At 39.6% G+C, this 17,677-nt stretch carries 12 protein-coding genes; all 12 read right to left on the reverse strand.

Features of this window, described 5'->3' with window-relative positions:
* Positions 1-15: 15 nt before the first annotated feature.
* The 12 genes from xerD to rny all read right to left on the reverse strand — a co-directional run bounded on the left by xerD (position 16) and on the right by rny (position 17,617).
* Entirely contained in the window at positions 16-936 is a 921-nt protein-coding gene (xerD, locus tag ACQV2T_RS01020) for a site-specific tyrosine recombinase XerD (RefSeq protein WP_428874795.1), read from the reverse strand.
* Positions 929-1,801 carry a CvfB family protein gene (locus ACQV2T_RS01025; protein WP_428893122.1) on the reverse strand — a complete coding sequence of 291 codons (873 nt, stop codon included), beginning with the start codon at positions 1,799-1,801 and terminating at the stop codon, positions 929-931. The genes xerD and ACQV2T_RS01025 overlap by 8 nt, the downstream gene beginning before the upstream one ends.
* Before the next feature lie 239 nt (positions 1,802-2,040).
* Positions 2,041-3,798, reverse strand: coding sequence for a pyruvate kinase (gene pyk / locus ACQV2T_RS01030; protein ID WP_428873725.1), 1,758 nt, complete (start codon positions 3,796-3,798; stop codon positions 2,041-2,043).
* Positions 3,799-3,816: 18 nt separating this feature from the next.
* Positions 3,817-4,788: an ATP-dependent 6-phosphofructokinase gene (locus ACQV2T_RS01035; RefSeq protein ID WP_428873726.1), complete on the reverse strand. Its 972-nt coding sequence runs from the start codon at positions 4,786-4,788 to the stop codon at positions 3,817-3,819.
* Between the two features lie 91 nt (positions 4,789-4,879).
* Complete coding sequence (dnaE, locus tag ACQV2T_RS01040; protein WP_428893123.1) at positions 4,880-8,227, reverse strand: DNA polymerase III subunit alpha; 3,348 nt, start codon at positions 8,225-8,227, stop codon at positions 4,880-4,882.
* A gap of 29 nt (positions 8,228-8,256) precedes the next feature.
* Entirely contained in the window at positions 8,257-9,294 is a 1,038-nt protein-coding gene (queA, locus tag ACQV2T_RS01045; RefSeq protein WP_428893124.1) for a tRNA preQ1(34) S-adenosylmethionine ribosyltransferase-isomerase QueA, read from the reverse strand.
* Positions 9,295-9,307: 13 nt separating this feature from the next.
* Complete coding sequence (gene ruvB, locus ACQV2T_RS01050; RefSeq protein WP_428873729.1) at positions 9,308-10,312, reverse strand: Holliday junction branch migration DNA helicase RuvB; 1,005 nt, start codon at positions 10,310-10,312, stop codon at positions 9,308-9,310.
* A gap of 19 nt (positions 10,313-10,331) precedes the next feature.
* A complete protein-coding gene (gene ruvA, locus ACQV2T_RS01055) occupies positions 10,332-10,919 on the reverse strand; it encodes a Holliday junction branch migration protein RuvA (protein WP_428893125.1) in 588 nt (195 codons plus the stop codon).
* Between the two features lie 3 nt (positions 10,920-10,922).
* Positions 10,923-11,360 carry a peptide-methionine (R)-S-oxide reductase MsrB gene (msrB, locus tag ACQV2T_RS01060; protein ID WP_428873731.1) on the reverse strand — a complete coding sequence of 146 codons (438 nt, stop codon included), beginning with the start codon at positions 11,358-11,360 and terminating at the stop codon, positions 10,923-10,925.
* Positions 11,353-13,236, reverse strand: a complete 1,884-nt coding sequence (gene mutL, locus ACQV2T_RS01065) for a DNA mismatch repair endonuclease MutL (protein WP_428893126.1) — start codon at positions 13,234-13,236, stop codon at positions 11,353-11,355. Before mutL ends, msrB begins: the two co-directional genes overlap by 8 nt.
* Before the next feature lie 15 nt (positions 13,237-13,251).
* On the reverse strand, positions 13,252-15,816 hold the full coding sequence (gene mutS / locus ACQV2T_RS01070; RefSeq protein WP_428893127.1) for a DNA mismatch repair protein MutS: 2,565 nt from the start codon (positions 15,814-15,816) through the stop codon (positions 13,252-13,254).
* A 238-nt stretch (positions 15,817-16,054) separates the two neighbouring features.
* On the reverse strand, positions 16,055-17,617 hold the full coding sequence (gene rny / locus ACQV2T_RS01075) for a ribonuclease Y (protein WP_428873734.1): 1,563 nt from the start codon (positions 17,615-17,617) through the stop codon (positions 16,055-16,057).
* Between the last annotated feature and the right edge of the window lie 60 nt (positions 17,618-17,677).

Below are 17,677 nucleotides of genomic sequence, written 5' to 3' on the forward strand. Positions count from 1 at the left end.
CCTCCTTTAATCGCATCAAGCGCGTGGAAAGTTCTTACGGTAAACTTCCTGTAAGCGGTGATGTGAAATATGTGTATATATTTGAGTGGTCGATATGTCTGCATGACCCAACAGTTCTTGAACCATGCGTAAATCGGCACCATTTTCTAACAAATGAGTGGCAAAAGAGTGCCTCAACATGTGTGGTGAAACTCTTTGATTGACTCCTGCTTGTTGAACATATTTATTAAGATTTTTCCAGATGCCTTGGCGGGTGAAGGCCTTTCCTCTTTCTGTTAAGAAGAGAATCTGGCCTGCTTGAGCAGTCTTTTTACTAGCAAAAACACCTCGGGCATCTTGTAAGTATTGATCAACCCAATAGATGGCTTCATCCCCTAAGGGAATGATTCTTTCCTTATTGCCCTTACCTAAAGTTTGAACAAAACCCAAGTCTAAGTGTAAGTCAGCTAACTGAAGCTGAGTTAATTCACTCACACGTAGGCCACAAGCATAAAGGACTTCTAAGATGGCTCGGTCTCTTAAACCGGTTAAAGTGGCTATATTCGGTGCTTGAATAAGGGCTTCCACTTCTTCCATTGATAGAACTTTAGGTAGGCTTTTGGCTTGCTTGGGTCCTTGAACTAATTGCAAGGGGTTTTGCTGGATAACCCCTTCTTTTAACAAATAATGAAAAAACTGTTTCATAGCTGATAAAAGCCGTGAAGTAGAAGATGTGGCATAATTTTGCTGGTGTAAATGAGCTAAAAACCCTTGCATGTAGCTATAATCGATTTGGTCTAAGCTTTGTGTAGCATGGTCTTGATGGTAGTCTATAAATTTTTTTAAATCTCTTACATAGGCTTGGATTGTATTTTTTGATTTGACTTGATCAATTTGTAAATAGCGCTTAAAATCCGCTAAATAATTTTGTAACTGTTGATTGACCGCCTTATTCATTTTCTGACGTTACCAAGTAAATCCCCTGATTAGCCTCTTGACGAATTTGCTTATTCTTCATTAAGGAACCGACCGCGCGCTTAAATTGTCCCTTAGAAATACCAAATTCTCGCTTAATAGCTTCAGGATCAGACTTGTCGTGATAAGGTAAGAAATGATTGGGCGTCTTTTCTAATAGACGTATTAACATAGTCGCATCATCGCTAATGGCTTCATGGGCTCTTGGTTTTAAGGACAAGTTTAAAGACCCATCACTTTGTACCTTGACTACCCGTCCCTTGATTTTTTGACCCAAACGCGGGGGTAACATCCATTCGCTCTCATGTATAAAGCTGCGGAAGTTCTCTTTAGAAATTGCCAAAGCTCCTACTAATTTCAATTGAAAAATGGTTACTTCTAAATCTTGATTCATCAAACGGTCAGCTGCCTTGATAAATAATTCTTCCATCTGGTCAAATCTTGCTAATTCGCCCCAAAAACGGTTCTTATTATCCACAGTCATTGTCAAGTAGAGCTGGTCCCCTTTTTGAGGCCATTGACTTTTATCATCTGGTAAATTATCCAAAGAAACTACTAGGTCCTTTTGATAAAGTCCAATATCCACAAACACACCCAAGTCTTTACGTACTTGAGTTACTGTGCCCCAATCATAGTGACCACTAGCTGCCTTAGGGATGTCTAATTGAATACGGGCCTCACGATTCATATCCTCATAAATAAGCCCTTTAATTTGGTCGCCTAAGTGATAACTTTGACCTTGGATTTGATCCTTGTCTAAGCGAAAGGTTATCCCTTCCACTTGCGCAAAATAACTGTTTTCATTCTCGTCACTTATCTTACATTCGGTAATTCTTCCTAATTTCATCTTTCATTCTCCTATCTGATCAAACTCTCTTCAAGCTGATTGAGCTATCCTAAAGTAAAGACCGACTCTATCCTAAGCAAAAGACAATTAATTCTAGTCGCTTAGTCTTCTATTAACAATTTTAACACATTCTGTAAGCAAAGAGAAAAGATGGCAAGCAAAAAGACATTTCTTCAGCCCATCAATAAATAAGCCAAGAAATGTCTTAAAATAAGTGTCTTAGATAGAACTCTGCTATACTAGATGGATACCGTTGCTCCGCGATAGATAATTCCACGACGAGCATCCACAGTAATCAGTTCATTTTGTTTAATAGCTTCCATAGCACCTTCTACTGCTACTACTACCGGTATGCCTCTTTCTAAGCCAAGAATAGCGGCATGGGAAGTAATACCTCCGCTTTCACAGATAATAGCGCCCACCCTTTCTAAAGCTGGAGTGTAATCACGGTCGGTCTGGCTAGTGACTAATACAGTATCTTCTTTGACATAAGCATTAGCCTCTTCAGCGGTATGAGCAATCACTGCCTTACCAATGAAGTTGCCACTGCCAACACCTTGTCCTTCAGCTAACTTGGTTCCAATTAATTGAATCTTCATAATGTTGGTCGTGCCTTTTTCACCAACCGGAACGCCCGCAGTAATGATAATCAAGTCGCCTTCTTTAGCAAAACCTTGCCTTACTGCCATGGCTGAAGCAGAATCTAACATCTCATCGGTTGAATCAGGCTTACCAATAACGAAAGGTTGAACCCCCCACACCAGTGTGAGTGAACGTTGTGCTTCTTCCTCAAAGGTAGCTGCTAAGATATTAGAAGACGGCCGGTATTTAGCAATCATGCGTGCCGTATAGCCAGAAGAGGTTGCTGCCACGATGGTTTGAATCCCCAGATTACGAGCAGTATGTCCCACCGCTTGACCAATAGCTTCAGTCAAGTCTGACTGATTGAATTTCTTCAAGGTAAAGGCATCCTGACCTAATAATTGTGATTCAGTCCGTTCACATATCTTAGCCATCATTTTCACAGCTTCTAAAGGATAATCCCCTGCCGCTGTTTCCCCAGAAAGCATGACAGCATCCGTTCCGTCAAAAATAGCATTGGCCACGTCTCCTGCTTCGGCTCGTGTAGGTCTAGGGTTTCTTTGCATAGAATCTAACATTTGTGTAGCTGTCACGACTGGAATACCTGCTCGATTACATTTCTTAATAATCATTTTTTGAATAAGAGGCACGTCTTCTGTTGGCACTTCGACCCCTAAATCTCCGCGGGCAACCATAATCCCATCTGATACTTCTATAATTTCATCAATATTATCGACACCCTGCCGGTTTTCAATTTTAGAGATAATCTTAATATTGGTCTTGTTTTCTTCTTCTAGAATAGCACGTATTTCCATCACATCATTTTGACGGCGCACAAAGGAGGCCGCTATAAAGTCAACATCTTGACGCGCGCCAAAACGAATATCTTGCTTGTCTTTTTCAGTGATACCCGCAATATTTAAAGAAATACCTGGTACATTAATACCCTTTTGTGATTTTAAGACACCTGAATTGACTACCACACAAGCAATTTCCTTGGCTTGATCATCAATGGCTTCAACTTCCAATTCAATTAAACCGTCATCGATTAGAATAAGCGAACCGATAGTCACATCATCAATTAAGCCTTCATAGGTGATAGAAAACTTATCAGCACTACCTAAAACCTCAGTCATCGCTATCCGGATTTTATGACCTTTTTCTAATAGAATGCCATTATTTTCCATCTTATGCGTTCTTATTTCAGGTCCCTTGGTATCTAATAAGATACCAGCTATAACACCGGCTTCTTGACGGGCCTCTTTAAATAAGTTGATATGGTTTAATTGCGATGCTTGATCACCGTGAGAAAAATTAAAACGGGCTACATTCATTCCTGCGTGAAGTAGATCGACCATTACTTTCTTTGATTGAGTTGCCGGCCCCATTGTGCCAACGATCTTTGTTTTCTTCATATTAACTCCTTTTCATGCTCAATAGCGATCCGTTAAGCTACGATTAATTTCGTACAAATCATCTCTTACTTTGTGCTTGGATTTGGTTAAGGTTTCAACGATGTCACAAACGGATAATTCTTCATTGGTAATGCCGACGAAAATACCCGATTGTCCGTGAAGAATTAAATCCACTGCCTTAGCACCCATTAATGTAGCAAAAACACGATCACGACCTGTTGGATTACCCCCTCTTTGAATGTGGGAGAGGTTAACCCCACGAACACTTTGATCAGGGGCTTCTTTTTTGTATTCTTTGATAAATTCTTCCACACCCATGACACCTTCGGCTAACACGATTAAAGCATGGTCTTTACCATGACTAAGAGCCGTATTGACTCTGCGAGCAATGTCACCGATAAAGAAATCTTCTTCAGGAATAACAATGGCATCGGCTCCCACAGCCACTCCGGCCCATATAGCAATATCCCCCGCGTTACGTCCCATCACTTCGACTACAAAGGTACGGTTATGTGAGGCCGCTGTGTCAGAAATTTTATCGATGGCTTCAATCGCTGCCGACATGGCAGAGTCAAACCCTATCGTATATTCGGTCCCTGGAATATCATTATCAATGGTTCCTGGAATACCAATAGCTGGAAAACCTAATTTAGTAAGAGCTAAAGCTCCTTGGAAGGAGCCATCTCCTCCAATAACAATTAAGCCTTCAATTCCTAGGGATTCCATTTGTTGAATGGCTTTTTTTTGTACTTCTAACTGTTTAAATTCAGGGTACCTGGCTGAATAAAGGATGGTTCCTCCTCTACGAATGGCATGAGTGAGGTCGTTGATCCCTATTTTCCTATATTCACCTTCCACTAAACCTTTAAAACCGTGTTGAACACCTACTACCTCAATTTGATGATGGAGGCCCTGTTCAACAACAGCTCGAATAGCGGCGTTCATTCCGGGAGCGTCACCTCCACTTGTTAGCACTGCTAAACGTCTCATAAGTCACCTCTTCTTATTCATTAACTCTCTTAATAATATTTTAACATGAATTAAAAAGCCTGTCCGTTGATATGATTATCAGTCAGATTCATTATTTAAAATAGACATTATTTTCTCCAAAAAGAGCTTTTAACTCATCCACCACCCGATCTGCCATAGAAATATTATATAGAGACTCTAATTTCCAAGCATTGCGGTTGGCATCGACCATGATTATTTCTAAAGGACCTGGGTTTTCTACCGCTAAAGCTTTTAATTTTTCCACTAATTGCTGACTAGAAGCCCCGGCTAGTAATTTAATAAATACTTGACGAATTGGTGATGAATGGGATTGCTTTTCATCTTCTGGTAAGGGCAGTAATTTATCCAAAACAATTTGTGGCTGACCTTGTCGATCTAGGCTTAGTTGGCCTTGCAAAGCCACCACTTGACCCTCTTTGAGCTGGTGGCCAAATCGTTGATAACTTTCAGGAAAACTAACCAGAGAAATATTTTGACTGCCATCATTGAGACGGTAAAAAGCCATCTGGTCTTTTTTCTTAGTTTCAATGACTTTCATGTGCTCGATATAGGCTAGAACTTTTACTTTTTTACCTTTAGGCATTTTTAAGGATTTTAAAGCTCCAATAGATAGAAAGCTTTGATCTCCTTCAATCAGTTTTAAAAACTCATCAATAGGATGGCCAGCTAATTGCAAGCCTAGTACTTCACGTTGACGCTTGAGTAAATGGGCTTTAGGCCACTCTCTGACCAAATTAATTTTAGGTTCAATCTCTTTTAATAAGTTAATATGATTGCCTGAAATCTTGCGAAATTGAATAAAATGTTCTAAGTTCTCGGTCAAGGTCGCTCGTGTGTAGCCAAAGGTGTCGAGTGCACCGGCATCTATTAGCGCTTGAATTAAATTGGTCTTTAGAAATTTAAGGGGCATCCGTGATAGAAAGTTTTGGAAATCGGTAAAAGGCCCAGCTAAATTGCGCTCATCTAAAATGACTTGACAAAAATCATGTCTGAGTCCATTGATAGCCATTAAACCAATTCGAATAGCCCCTTTTTCAATTTTAAAATTAGTATGTGAGCGATTGATATCCACCATTAAAAAGGGTCCTACCGTACGTTTGGCATCTAATAGGTATTCATCCAAACTTTGATGAATTGATCGCCCATGGTTTAAGAGGGCTGTAAAGAACTCTAATGGATAGTGAACCTTTAAATAAGCTAGTTGGTAGGCCAAAGTCGAATAAACAGCAGCGTGCGCCCGATTAAAACCATAATTGGCAAATTGATAAATATAATGGAAAACTTGCTGACTGGTTTGACTATCCAGTCCACGCTCTTGACAACCCTTTAGAAAAGCAACTTGTTGGTCTTTCATTAGGTCCATCTCTTTTTTACCCATGGCTCTTCTCAAGAGGTCGGCTTGCCCTAAACTAAAACCAGCCAACTTTTGGCAGATTTGCATAACTTGCTCTTGATAAACGATAATTCCGTAGGTTTTTTGTAAAATTCCTTCTAAAAGCGGATGGATATAATCAATTTTTTCCTTACCATGCTTGCGGTTGATAAAATGAGAAATTTGTTGCATAGGCCCCGGTCGGTATAAAGCATTGACTGCGATAATATCTTCAAAACTTTCCGGTTTTAATCTTCTTAAAACTTGGCGAATTCCTTCAGATTCAAACTGGAAGACTCCTTGGGTGTTAGCTTCTTGGAAAAGTCTTAAAGTGGCTGAATCCTCACGATCAATGGCATCGATGTCAATGGCTAAGCCTTGATTTTGCTTAATTAAATTCAAAATAGTATCTAGGATTTGTAAGTTTTTCAAGCCCAGAAAGTCCATTTTTAACAAACCTACTCGTTCGACATCTTCCATATCAAATTGCGTAAGCTGTATTTGGCCTTCTCTTGTTGTAACGGGCACCCAGCGACTCAAATCTTGATCGGCAATCACAACTCCTGAAGCATGGGTAGAAGTATGTCGTGGCAAGCCCTCAATGGTGAGAGCAGTTTTAAAAATTTGTTCATTTACAGAATCTTCAGCAATTAACTGTCTTAAAGCGCTAGACTTTTGATAAGCATCCTGCAAGCGGATGGACACTTCAGTTGGTATGGTCTTGGACCAGCGATCTTGCACCATTTTAGGATAGGACAAGACTCTGAGGGTGTCGCGTAGTGATTGCTTGGCCCCAAAACTACCGAAAGTCACCAATTGAGCTACCTGCTGGCTGCCATATTTTTGGGCGACATAACGAAGCACTTGGTCTCTTTTATCATCTGGAATATCGATATCAATATCGGGCATATTGTAGCGTTCAGGATTTAAAAAGCGTTCAAAGAGTAAATCATATTCTATCGGGTCTATCTTAGTAATTCCTAATAGATAGGCTACTAAAGAGCCAGCAGCAGACCCTCGCCCTGGACCCGTTCGGATATTATATTCATAACAAAAGGCCATAATTTCCCAAACAATTAAGAAATAATCATTGAAACCCATTTGATCGATGGTAGTTAATTCATGGTCTAAGCGTTCTTGATAAATGGGCACTTGATCAACTTTTAACTCTGCTAGCTTGTTTTGACATAGGTGTTTTAAATAGTCTTTAGCAGCTATATTATTTGGTGTTTTAAATTTAGGTAGGAGCGACTGATTAATGGGCAGCTGCACTTGCATACGTTCTTCCAAAGCATGACTATTGGTGACTACCTGCTCCAGTCCCTTTTGTAAATACAAGTCTTCTAATTCATTACGGCCGTATAAATAATGAGACGTCCGATAGGTCATAATTGAAGGATCCAAGCTTTCACCGCGATCAATCGCTTGTAAAATCCTTATAGCAAAACCTTCTTCACTGGTGAGACTTTCGACTGCTTGGTTACAAACCATCTTTAATTGGTGGCTACGAGCAAATTGAGATAGCCATGAAACTTCTAATTCATTGAAGGGATAAATCGAAAGTCCTAGATAAAAATTGTCTTGCGGAAAAATATGAAGCCAAGACTGAAGAATCGCTTGTCCTGCTTCAAAATTCTCATGTAGAAGGGCTTGTTCTAATTCTCCCTTCTTGCCGGCAGTAATGATAACCAATGATTGGCTAGCTTCTTTCATCAGATGATCGATTTGCTGATAATCTGGATGGCTTTGGTTGATTAATTTAGAAAGTTGAATCAAAGCTAAATAGCCCTGGTAATTCAGGGCATAAAGAATTATAGGATAGCTTTGACTTTGGTCCAGGCGTCCCGGCAAGTTCAAGCTAAGCCCTATCATGGCATGAAGGTCTGCTTTTTGGCAGGCTAGGTAAAACTTAAGACTAGCATGTAAGACTCCTTGATCGGCTAAGCCAAGATGCGTGTAGCCTAGGGACTTAGCTTTAGCTACATATTGATTTAAATCAAGGGTGGATTGCAATAAAGAATAAGAGCTACGAACATTGAATAGCATTTGCTTTTCTCACCTTCCACTGTGTTTATTTAGAGAATGAACATCGCATCTCCAAAACTAAAGAAACGATATTTATGATCCACTGCGTGTTGATAGGCTTGTAAAATTTTATCGCGATCATAAAAGGCTGAAACCAACATAACTAAGGTTGATTGCGGTAAGTGGAAATTAGTAATTAAATGGTCAACTGCTTGAAATTTAAAACCTGGCGTGATAAAAATATCCGTCCAACCAGAAGCTGGCACAATTTGCCCTTGATGGTCACGTGCAATTGTTTCCAAAGTGCGCACAGAGGTTGTACCGACTGCTGTGATCTTGCCACCTCTTTTACGAATGTTTTGAATTTTTTCAGCCGATTCTGGGCTGATTTGATAATATTCAGCGTGCATTTGGTGTTGGTCAATCTTTTCTACAAAAACAGGTCGGAAGGTTCCCAAGCCAACATGCAGCACAATCGGAATAATCTCAATGCCTTTATTTATTGCCTCTTGCATTAGTTCTTGAGTAAAGTGCAAGCCAGCTGTTGGAGCAGCAGCCGAACCATTTTGCTTGGCATAGACCGTTTGATAGCGATCTGGATCATCCAATTTTTCCTTTATATAAGGTGGTAAAGGCATTTGACCTAGGGATTCTAACACTTCTAGGAAAACACCTTGATAAGAAAACTCAATAACTCTTCCTCCGTCTTCCTTATGTTCGATAATTGTTCCCACTAATTGGACTTGGTCGCCAAAATGTAAGACGGTCCCTAAACGAGCTCTTTTACCTGGTTTAACGAGACATTCCCATTGGTCACCTTGGATGTTTTTTAATAAAAGGACCTCAATATGTCCCCCGGTATCCGGTTTAACACCAAATAAACGCGCGGGAATAACTCTGGTTTCATTAATTACTAAGCCATCCCCAGGCTTTAAATAATCAAGCATATGTTTAAAGTCTGTATCGATTGTTTGCTGACTTTGACGGTCTAAGACCAACATACGCGATGATGAGCGGTCCTTTAAGGGAGTTTGAGCAATCAATTCTTCTGGTAAATGATAATCAAAATCTTTAGTTGTATAAGTCATCGTTTTCTTCTTTCTATTTTTCTTTCAGGGGATAATTTAAATGGCGATATGTTAATTCGGTAACCATCCGTCCTCGAGGCGTACGTTTAATAAAGCCTTGTTGGACAAGATAAGGTTCATACATATCTTCCAGGGTCACGATATCTTCTCCAATGTTGGCAGCAAGGGTGGCAATTCCAACCGGTCCTCCACCATAAAATTCAATCATCGTCTTTAAAAGTTTACGATCAAGCGGGTCTAAGCCTAAAGCATCAATTTGTAAGACTTTTAAAGCTTCTTTGGTATCCTTGATATGAATATTGCCATCGCCATGAACTTGTGCAAAATCGCGCACCCGTCTTAACATACGGTTAACTATTCTTGGCGTGCCACGACTTCTTACGGCCAATTCTTTACTGGCTTGATCATCGATGTCGATTTGAAAGACTCTGGCAGACCGTTTAACGATTTTTTCTAAATCTTTGACCTCATAGTACTGCATGTGGGCCATAATGCCAAAACGATCACGCAGGGGTTGGGTAAGCATCCCCGCCCGTGTGGTTGCTCCTATTAAAGTAAAGGGTGGCAATTCAAAATGAATGGGCTGGGAACTAGCTCCTTGTCCAATAACAATATCGACATAATAATCTTCCATGGCTGAGTAAAGTACTTCTTCAACAATGCGAGGTAAGCGGTGAATTTCATCAATAAAAAGAATATCGCCAGCATCCAGTTCATTAAGAATGGCTAATAAATCACCCGGTCGCTCAATAGCTGGGCCTGAAGTTGTTTGAATTTTAACGTCTAACTCATTGGCAATCACCATGGCAAGAGTGGTTTTACCTAAGCCAGGAGGCCCATAGAGTAAGACATGATCGAGCGCTTCTGATCGCTTCAAGGCTGCTTGAATATAGACATTCAATTCGTTTTTAACCTTCGATTGACCGATATAATCTTTTAATAATTGGGGTCTCAAAGTGGTAAGCTGTTGATCATCTTCACTCAAGCTTTCACTTGATACAAATCTTTCTTGATCCATATTGATTCCTTTCTCTTGCTTATTTTATTAAGAGCTTAAAGGCTAAACTCAAACCTTCTTGGGTTGATTGGATGGCTTCTTTTTCTATTTTTGGCATGATGCGCTCAATCTCACGCTTAGAATAGCCTAAACCATCTAAGGCTTGTTTTACTTCTTCTAAATAACTATTTTTAGCTGTTAGTAAGTCTTCACTTTCTTTCATTTGACTCAAATCAAGCTTACCTTGTAAGTCTAAAATCATTTGCTGGGCTGTTTTTTTACCCACCCCTGGGAACTTCATTAAATACTTGGCATCAGCCGATTCAATAGCTTGCACCAAGCCCACTTGATCATCTAACGCTAGAATGGATAGAGCCGACTTGGGGCCAATACCGGAAACCTTATTCAATTGTAAAAAGAGGTTCTTTTCAGCCTCGTCCATAAAACCATATAGGAGCATTGCATCTTCTCTGACTACTAATTCGATAAAGAGTGTGATGCTTTCTTGCATCTTTTCTTGCCAACGGAAAGGATTAGCACACCAGATTTGGTAACCTATACCATTAGCTTCTAGAACTAAGTAAGTGGGTTGAATCTGCTTAACTTTTCCTTGAATGTATTGATACATTAACTATTCCACCCATTTCTTATAATCGCTATAACCTGCTTGGTCCATCTCCTCATAAGGAATAAAGCGTAAAGCGGCTGAGTTAATACAGTATCTCAAGCCTCCTTTATCCTTTGGCCCATCATTAAAGACATGGCCCAAATGAGAATCCGCTTGCTTGGAGCGAACTTCTGTTCGAGGTCTGGATAATTTATGGTCTTCTAATTCTTGCAATTCAGTTCCCTTAACTGGTTGAGTAAAGGATGGCCAGCCACAGCCAGCATCAAACTTATCCTTACTCGAAAATAAGGGCTCTCCTGACACAATATCAACGTAAATGCCTTTTTGGTCAAACTGGTCATATTTACCGCTAAAAGGCCTTTCAGTACCTGCTTCTTGTGTCACATGGTATTGAATGGGGTCTAAATTTTTAATTTTATCTTGATAATCTTTTTTAGTCATTTTCTCTTCCTCCTAAATGATGATCTTGAATACGTTTAAACAGTTTTTCAATAGTGGTCGGATCGAATTCGATAAATACTGGACGACCATGGGGACAATGCAATGGATCTTGCAAATCGTTCATTTCAGCAAGTAGATGAATGGCCTCACTGTCTGCTAGGCGATGGTTGGCCTTAATAGCACCACGACAAGACTGCATGATAATGCTCGCTTCTTTCAATTGATTAACTGAAAGATCTTCTTGCCGGCTCAAACGGTCTAATAAGTCTGGCACTATCTGGTCCAATTCATCGGCTTCTAACCAGGTGGGATGACTTTGCATTTGATAGGATTTAGGACCAAAAGCTTGTAAGTGAATCCCTATTTCGGCCAAACGGTCGCTGTATTCTTCTGCCATTTGCGCCGTTTTTAAATCAAAACTAAATAACTTGGGCATCAAAAAATCCTGCTGCTGGTCAACATCCACTTGGTCAGCCATTAATTTTTCATAACGGACTCTCTCTTGGGCAGCGTGTTGATCAATTAAGTAGAAAGAAGAAGGACCTTCAGCAATTAAATAGGTGCCATGAATCTGACCTACATAGCGTAGCTGACTAAAATCAATCATCTTTGGTTTTTCTTGTTGATTTAATGCCTCTTTTTCTACTGCTTGAGAGCTTAATGCTTCCATCATCCCTTGAGTCTTTTCAGTTGGGAAGTCACTGACTTTTGTGTACTCATCCATTTTTATCTGGTTAGAATCAGGACGAGACAGCTCTATAGCTTGCTTATCTTCTGCTAGATGGGATGTTTGGCTGATCCAGTCTAATTGCCCCTTATTTTGTTGGTAGAAACGAGTAGGTCTAAATAGGCTGTCTCCTGCTTCAGGAATGGCGCGGTTTTGTAATAAGCTTGCTTGAACGGCTTGAGTTAATAGTTTAGCCAGTTCCGCTTCCTTACTTAAGCGAATAGTCTGTTTGGTAGGATGCACATTGACATCTACCAAGCGAGGATCCGTTGTTATTTGAATAAAACTCAAAGGAAAACGACCGATCATTAACTGCTTGCCATAAGCCTTGATCAACACATTATTAAGAAAAGGACTCTTGACTGTTCGACCATTGACCATCCAGTGAATATAATTGCGACTAGTTCGAGTCAAGGTGGGTGGTGAGATCAATCCTTCTAGGCCAAACTCTATGTCCGATTGCTTGAAGACTAGCATTTCTCTTGCTTGCTGGGGTGAGTACAGTTGAGCAATGGTTTGCTTCAAATCCCCCTTACCGACCGTTTGTAGCAAACGATCTCCATCTGAAATTAAAGTAAAAGAAATACTTGGATAGGCTATAGCTAAATTCTGGATTACCTTAAGAATATGGCGCATTTCAGTTTGCAGACTGGCTAAATGCTTGAGTCGGGCTGGTGTATTATAAAAAATTGAATCCACTTGCACGGTAGTCCCATTACGGGGCGGGCAAGAACCTTGATTGATTATTTTTGAATTTTCAACTTCAATAAAATGACCACTTTGACTGGCTTGGTTTGCTTCATTCCAAGTCGACTCAATCCTGATTTTGGCTACTGAAGCTATAGAAGCTAGGGCCTCTCCTCTAAATCCTAAAGAAGTAATCTGAAAAAGGTCTGGTAAGGAATATATTTTACTGGTCGCATGAGCTAAAACGGATTGGTGAAGATCTTCTTCCACCATTCCTTGACCATTATCAATCACTATAATTTGTTGAATACCCGCTTCTTTTACTTCCACTTGAATCTGATCTGCTTTGGCATCAATGGCGTTTTCACACAATTCTTTAACGACTGAGGCCGGTCTTTCAACCACTTCTCCGGCTGCAATCTGATTGGCTAGAGCGATATCCATTTGTTTAATAATTCCCATTGTGGCCTCCTTTCTTTATTTCAATTCTTGTTTTAATTGGGCTAAGAAATTTAAAGCATCTAGGGGGGTCATTTGATTAACATCTACTGCTTCAAGAGCCGTTTCAATCTTCGAAGGGCTTTCTTTAGTTTGCTCTTCTTCAGGGATTGGCAAGAGATCTATTGGATCAACTTGATGGTTGCGTAAATGCTTGGCATTAGCTTCTAACTCATCCAACACCACTTGACTTTGTCGCAAGACTGATTCCGGCAGGCCTGCTAAGCGTCCTACATGAATGCCGTAGGACTTATCCGCTGGTCCAGCTAAGATCTTATAGAGAAAAACTAAATGACCGGCTTCTTCCACTGCTCCAACATGAATGTTTTTTATTTGAGAAAGTGTTTGGTCAAGGTCCGTTAATTCATGATAATGGGTAGAGAAGATGGTAGCAGCCCCCACTTTTTGAGCAATATGGTAAAGAATCGCTTCCGCTAGGGCAATACCGTCGAAGGTGGCGGTTCCTCTACCAATCTCATCAAAGAGGATAAGACTGCGGTCTGTGGCGTTTTGTAAGGCATAATTGGTCTCTATCATTTCTACCATAAAGGTGGATTGCCCACTGGTTAAATCATCAGAAGATCCAATCCGAGTAAAGATTTGATCGACTAAGGGCAGTCTCGCCTCTTTAGCAGGGACAAAACAACCGATTTGATTAAGAATCACACTGTAGGCGATTTGACGCATATAAGTCGACTTGCCCGACATATTAGGTCCGGTTAATAGTAGAACAAATTGATCTTGGTCTAAGTCAAAGTCATTGGCGATAAACTTAGCGCGTCCGATTAACTTCTCCAAAACGGGATGACGACTTTCTTTTATTTCAAAATCTTTTCTTTGATCAGACAGATGAGCTTGGGTGAAGTTTTCTTCCTCACTTAATTCAGCAAAAGAACATAAAACATCTAGAGTGGCTACCGCTTGTGCCAATTCTTGCAGTTGGCTAGAATAGGTATTTAAACGATTGCGTAATTCAATAAAGAGATGGTACTCTAACTTTTCAGCCTTTTCCTGGGCCCCCAGAATGGTACTTTCTATTTGTTTAAGTTCGTCTGTAATATAGCGTTCATTGTTAGCTAACGTTTGCTTGCGGACATAAGTCGGATCGTCAAAGTCTTGTGCTTGCAGACGGCTCATCTCTAAGTAATAGCCAAAGACTTTATTATAGCCTACTTTCAGGGTTTTTAGGCCGGTTCTTTGACGTTCACTCTCTTGATAATCAATTAGCCAACTTTCACCATTATCTAAAGCATCACGATAACCATCCAACTGCTTATGATAGCGGTCTTTAATGATTCTACCTTCTGTTAATGAAATCGGTGGATTATCGACCAAAGCTTCATTAATAATAGCCAAAAGCTCATTAAATTCAGGCAAGGCTTGAAATTGATCCACTGAATCCATGCTTTCGTTCAATTGTTGGAGATACTGATTAAGAAGAGGTATTTGTTTTAAAGACTGGCGCAATTGGTCAACTTCTCTAGCATTGGCAGTCTGTAAAGATAGTTTTGTTACCAAGCGTTCAAGGTCATAGATATTTTTTAAAATATTGATTAATTCAAGGCGAAGAAAGTAATGATTAATTAAACCGGCTACCTTTTGATGGCGGCTAATTAAAGCTTGTTTTTGTAATAAGGGTTTATCCAACCACTGATGTAATAGTCTTCCTCCCATGGCCGTTTGCGTGCGGTCTATCAGCCACAATAAAGACCCTTTTCGCTTTTGAGTTCTTAAAGATTCGGTTAATTCTAATTGCACCTTAGTGTATTGATTCATCTGTAAATAGGCAGATAGGGTGTATTCTTCTACCTCTTTTAAATAATCAAAAGCATGGGGTTGTATCGATTGGAGATAAGCTGATAAGTATTTTAAAAGTTCTGTTTGAACAGGGCTTGCCTCTTTTAGCTTAAAGAAATTTTCTGTTAAAGCGGCAGGTGTAAAGGTTGATTTAAAAGCCGTAATCCTTTCTTGCAGTAGGCTCAGTTCTTCTTGGCTAAAACCTGATCTTCCTTCCTCATCGATAATCCACTCACTGGGTTTAACCGTTTGAATTTCACTGACAAATTGATTCCAATCTTCTGTTTGAGTCATCCGGCTTTGACCCGTTGAAATATCCACATAAACCAAATGGTAAGTGTTTTTTGCTTTTAAAAAAGCGGCTAGGTAATTATTTTCTTTGTGTTTGAGTGCTTGGTCGACCAAAATGGTTCCTGGTGTAATGATTTGAACAACATCTCTTTTGACCATCCCTTTGGTGAGTCGTGGATCTTCTAATTGTTCACAAATAGCCACTTTATAGCCTTCTTGGATTAAACGACGGATATATTCGGTGGCTGAATGATAAGGAACCCCACACATGGGCACTGGATCTTGGGCTTTTTTATTACGGGAAGTCAGCGTGATTTCTAATACTCTTGCAGCAGTAATAGCATCTTCATAAAACATTTCATAAAAATCGCCTAAACGAAAAAACAAGATGGAATCTTGATGCTTGGCTTTAATGGATAGATATTGTTGCATCATAGGGGTTTCTTTACTTGACATGGCTACTCATCCTCTAGTTCATTTAATCGTTGATTGGTTTTGAATTGATATCATAATAATGACATAAGCCAAATAAGCTTTCTTTCTACTTGCTTGTTAATAATTAATTAATAACAATTTGAGATTTAAGCAAAGGTTCTCTTAGAAGTAAAGGTTTTGACTAGTTCTATTTTAGCAAAAGCTCTCATCATTATCATGATATAAAAAGCACAACTCCAAAAGGGGTTGTGCCTTGTCTTTATTTCGCATACTCTACGGCTCGTATTTCGCGTATCACCGTTACTTTAATATTTCCTGGATATTTCATTTCATTTTCAATGCGTTGTTTCACACTTCTTGCTAAAGCAGCCGCTTTAGCATCATTGATCTTGTCTGGAGCGACAATCACACGTACTTCTCGACCTGCTTGGATAGCATAGGATTGAGTAACGCCTTCATTTTCATTGGCGATTTCTTCCAATTGTTTCAAGCGACGAATGTAGTTTTCTAAGGATTCACTTCGTGCACCTGGTCTTGCAGCAGATAAGGCATCAGCCGCTGCGACTAGTTCTGAAATAACAGAAGTTGCTTTAGTATCGCCATGGTGAGAAGCAATTGCATTAATAACTACCTCATTTTCTTTATAACGATTAGCAATTTCTGCACCAATTTCAACGTGAGAACCTTCAATTTCTTGGTCTAATGCTTTACCAATATCATGAAGTAAGCCCGCTCTTTTGGCTAAGACTACATCTTCATTCAATTCACCGGCCATTACCCCTGCTAACTTTGCAACTTCAACAGAGTGTTTTAAGACATTTTGACCATAGGAAGTCCGGTAAGCTAAACGACCGATAATTTTAATTAGATCAGGATGAATAGCGTGAATACCAACATCAAAGACAGCTTCTTCACCGACTTCGCGGATGCGCTCATCCATTTCCTTACGTGCCCGCTCAACCATTTCTTCAATCCTAGCAGGATGAATTCGGCCATCTTGAATTAAATGTTCAAGAGCGAGCTTAGCAATTTCTCGACGAATTGGATCAAAGCCACTTAAAACGACTGTTTCAGGTGTGTCATCTACAATTAAATCGATACCTGTTAGACTTTCTAAGGTACGAATATTCCGTCCTTCTCGACCAATAATCCGACCCTTCATATCATCATTTGGCAAGTGCACAACCGATACAGAATTATCTGTGACTAGGTCTGTTGCCGAACGTTGAATAGCTTGAAGAATGATTTCTTTCGCATTACGGTCCGCTTCTTCTTTAGCTTTTTGATCAGCATCACGTATCATGACAGCCATTTCGTTAGAAAGTGTCTCTTCTGTCTCTTTAAGAATGATTTCTTTTGCATCATCTCTTGACATCATAGCAATTCTTTCTAATTCTTCTTGGCCTTTTAAGATAAGTTGTTCAATTTCACTTTCCTTTTCAACCAATTCATCTTTACGTTTTAAATAATCTGCTTCTTTATTTTCTAATAGAGATTCACGATTATCTAAAGTATTACTTTTCTTATCCAGGTTTTCTTCTTTTTGAATTAAACGATTTTCAAATTTTGTCGCTTCTTGGCGACGATCTTTCAGCTCGTTTTCAATCTCATTACGGTATTTGATATTTTCTTCCTTCGCTTCAAAAAGCGCTTCGCGTTTTAAAGTTTGGGCTTGATTTATCGCATCATCAATAATTGCTTCGGCATTTGCTTTTGCACCCGCAATATTTTTTTCATCTGATTTTTGTTTAACGATATAACCAATAACAAAACCAGCAATTAAAGCAACGATAGCGAAGGCGAGTGGAATCAAAATTTCCATAAGAGTCACCTCCGTATCTATTTAGTTTTTTCATTAATTAATATGGTGTAAAAATTAATC

This window comes from Facklamia sp. P13069 (assembly GCF_050409405.1).
In the GTDB taxonomy this organism is placed as follows: Bacteria; Bacillota; Bacilli; order Lactobacillales; family Aerococcaceae; genus Facklamia.

Coding starts and splice junctions, on each gene's coding strand:
- xerD (WP_428874795.1), bottom strand. CDS start 936: ATGAATAAGGCGGTCAATCAACAGTTACAAAATTATTTAGCGGATTTT.
- ACQV2T_RS01025 (WP_428893122.1), bottom strand. CDS start 1,801: ATGAAATTAGGAAGAATTACCGAATGTAAGATAAGTGACGAGAATGAA.
- pyk (WP_428873725.1), bottom strand. CDS start 3,798: ATGAAGAAAACAAAGATCGTTGGCACAATGGGGCCGGCAACTCAATCA.
- ACQV2T_RS01035 (WP_428873726.1), bottom strand. CDS start 4,788: ATGAGACGTTTAGCAGTGCTAACAAGTGGAGGTGACGCTCCCGGAATG.
- dnaE (WP_428893123.1), bottom strand. CDS start 8,227: ATGCTATTCAATGTTCGTAGCTCTTATTCTTTATTGCAATCCACCCTT.
- queA (WP_428893124.1), bottom strand. CDS start 9,294: ATGACTTATACAACTAAAGATTTTGATTATCATTTACCAGAAGAATTG.
- ruvB (WP_428873729.1), bottom strand. CDS start 10,312: ATGGATCAAGAAAGATTTGTATCAAGTGAAAGCTTGAGTGAAGATGAT.
- ruvA (WP_428893125.1), bottom strand. CDS start 10,919: ATGTATCAATACATTCAAGGAAAAGTTAAGCAGATTCAACCCACTTAC.
- msrB (WP_428873731.1), bottom strand. CDS start 11,360: ATGACTAAAAAAGATTATCAAGATAAAATTAAAAATTTAGACCCCATT.
- mutL (WP_428893126.1), bottom strand. CDS start 13,236: ATGGGAATTATTAAACAAATGGATATCGCTCTAGCCAATCAGATTGCA.
- mutS (WP_428893127.1), bottom strand. CDS start 15,816: ATGTCAAGTAAAGAAACCCCTATGATGCAACAATATCTATCCATTAAA.
- rny (WP_428873734.1), bottom strand. CDS start 17,617: ATGGAAATTTTGATTCCACTCGCCTTCGCTATCGTTGCTTTAATTGCT.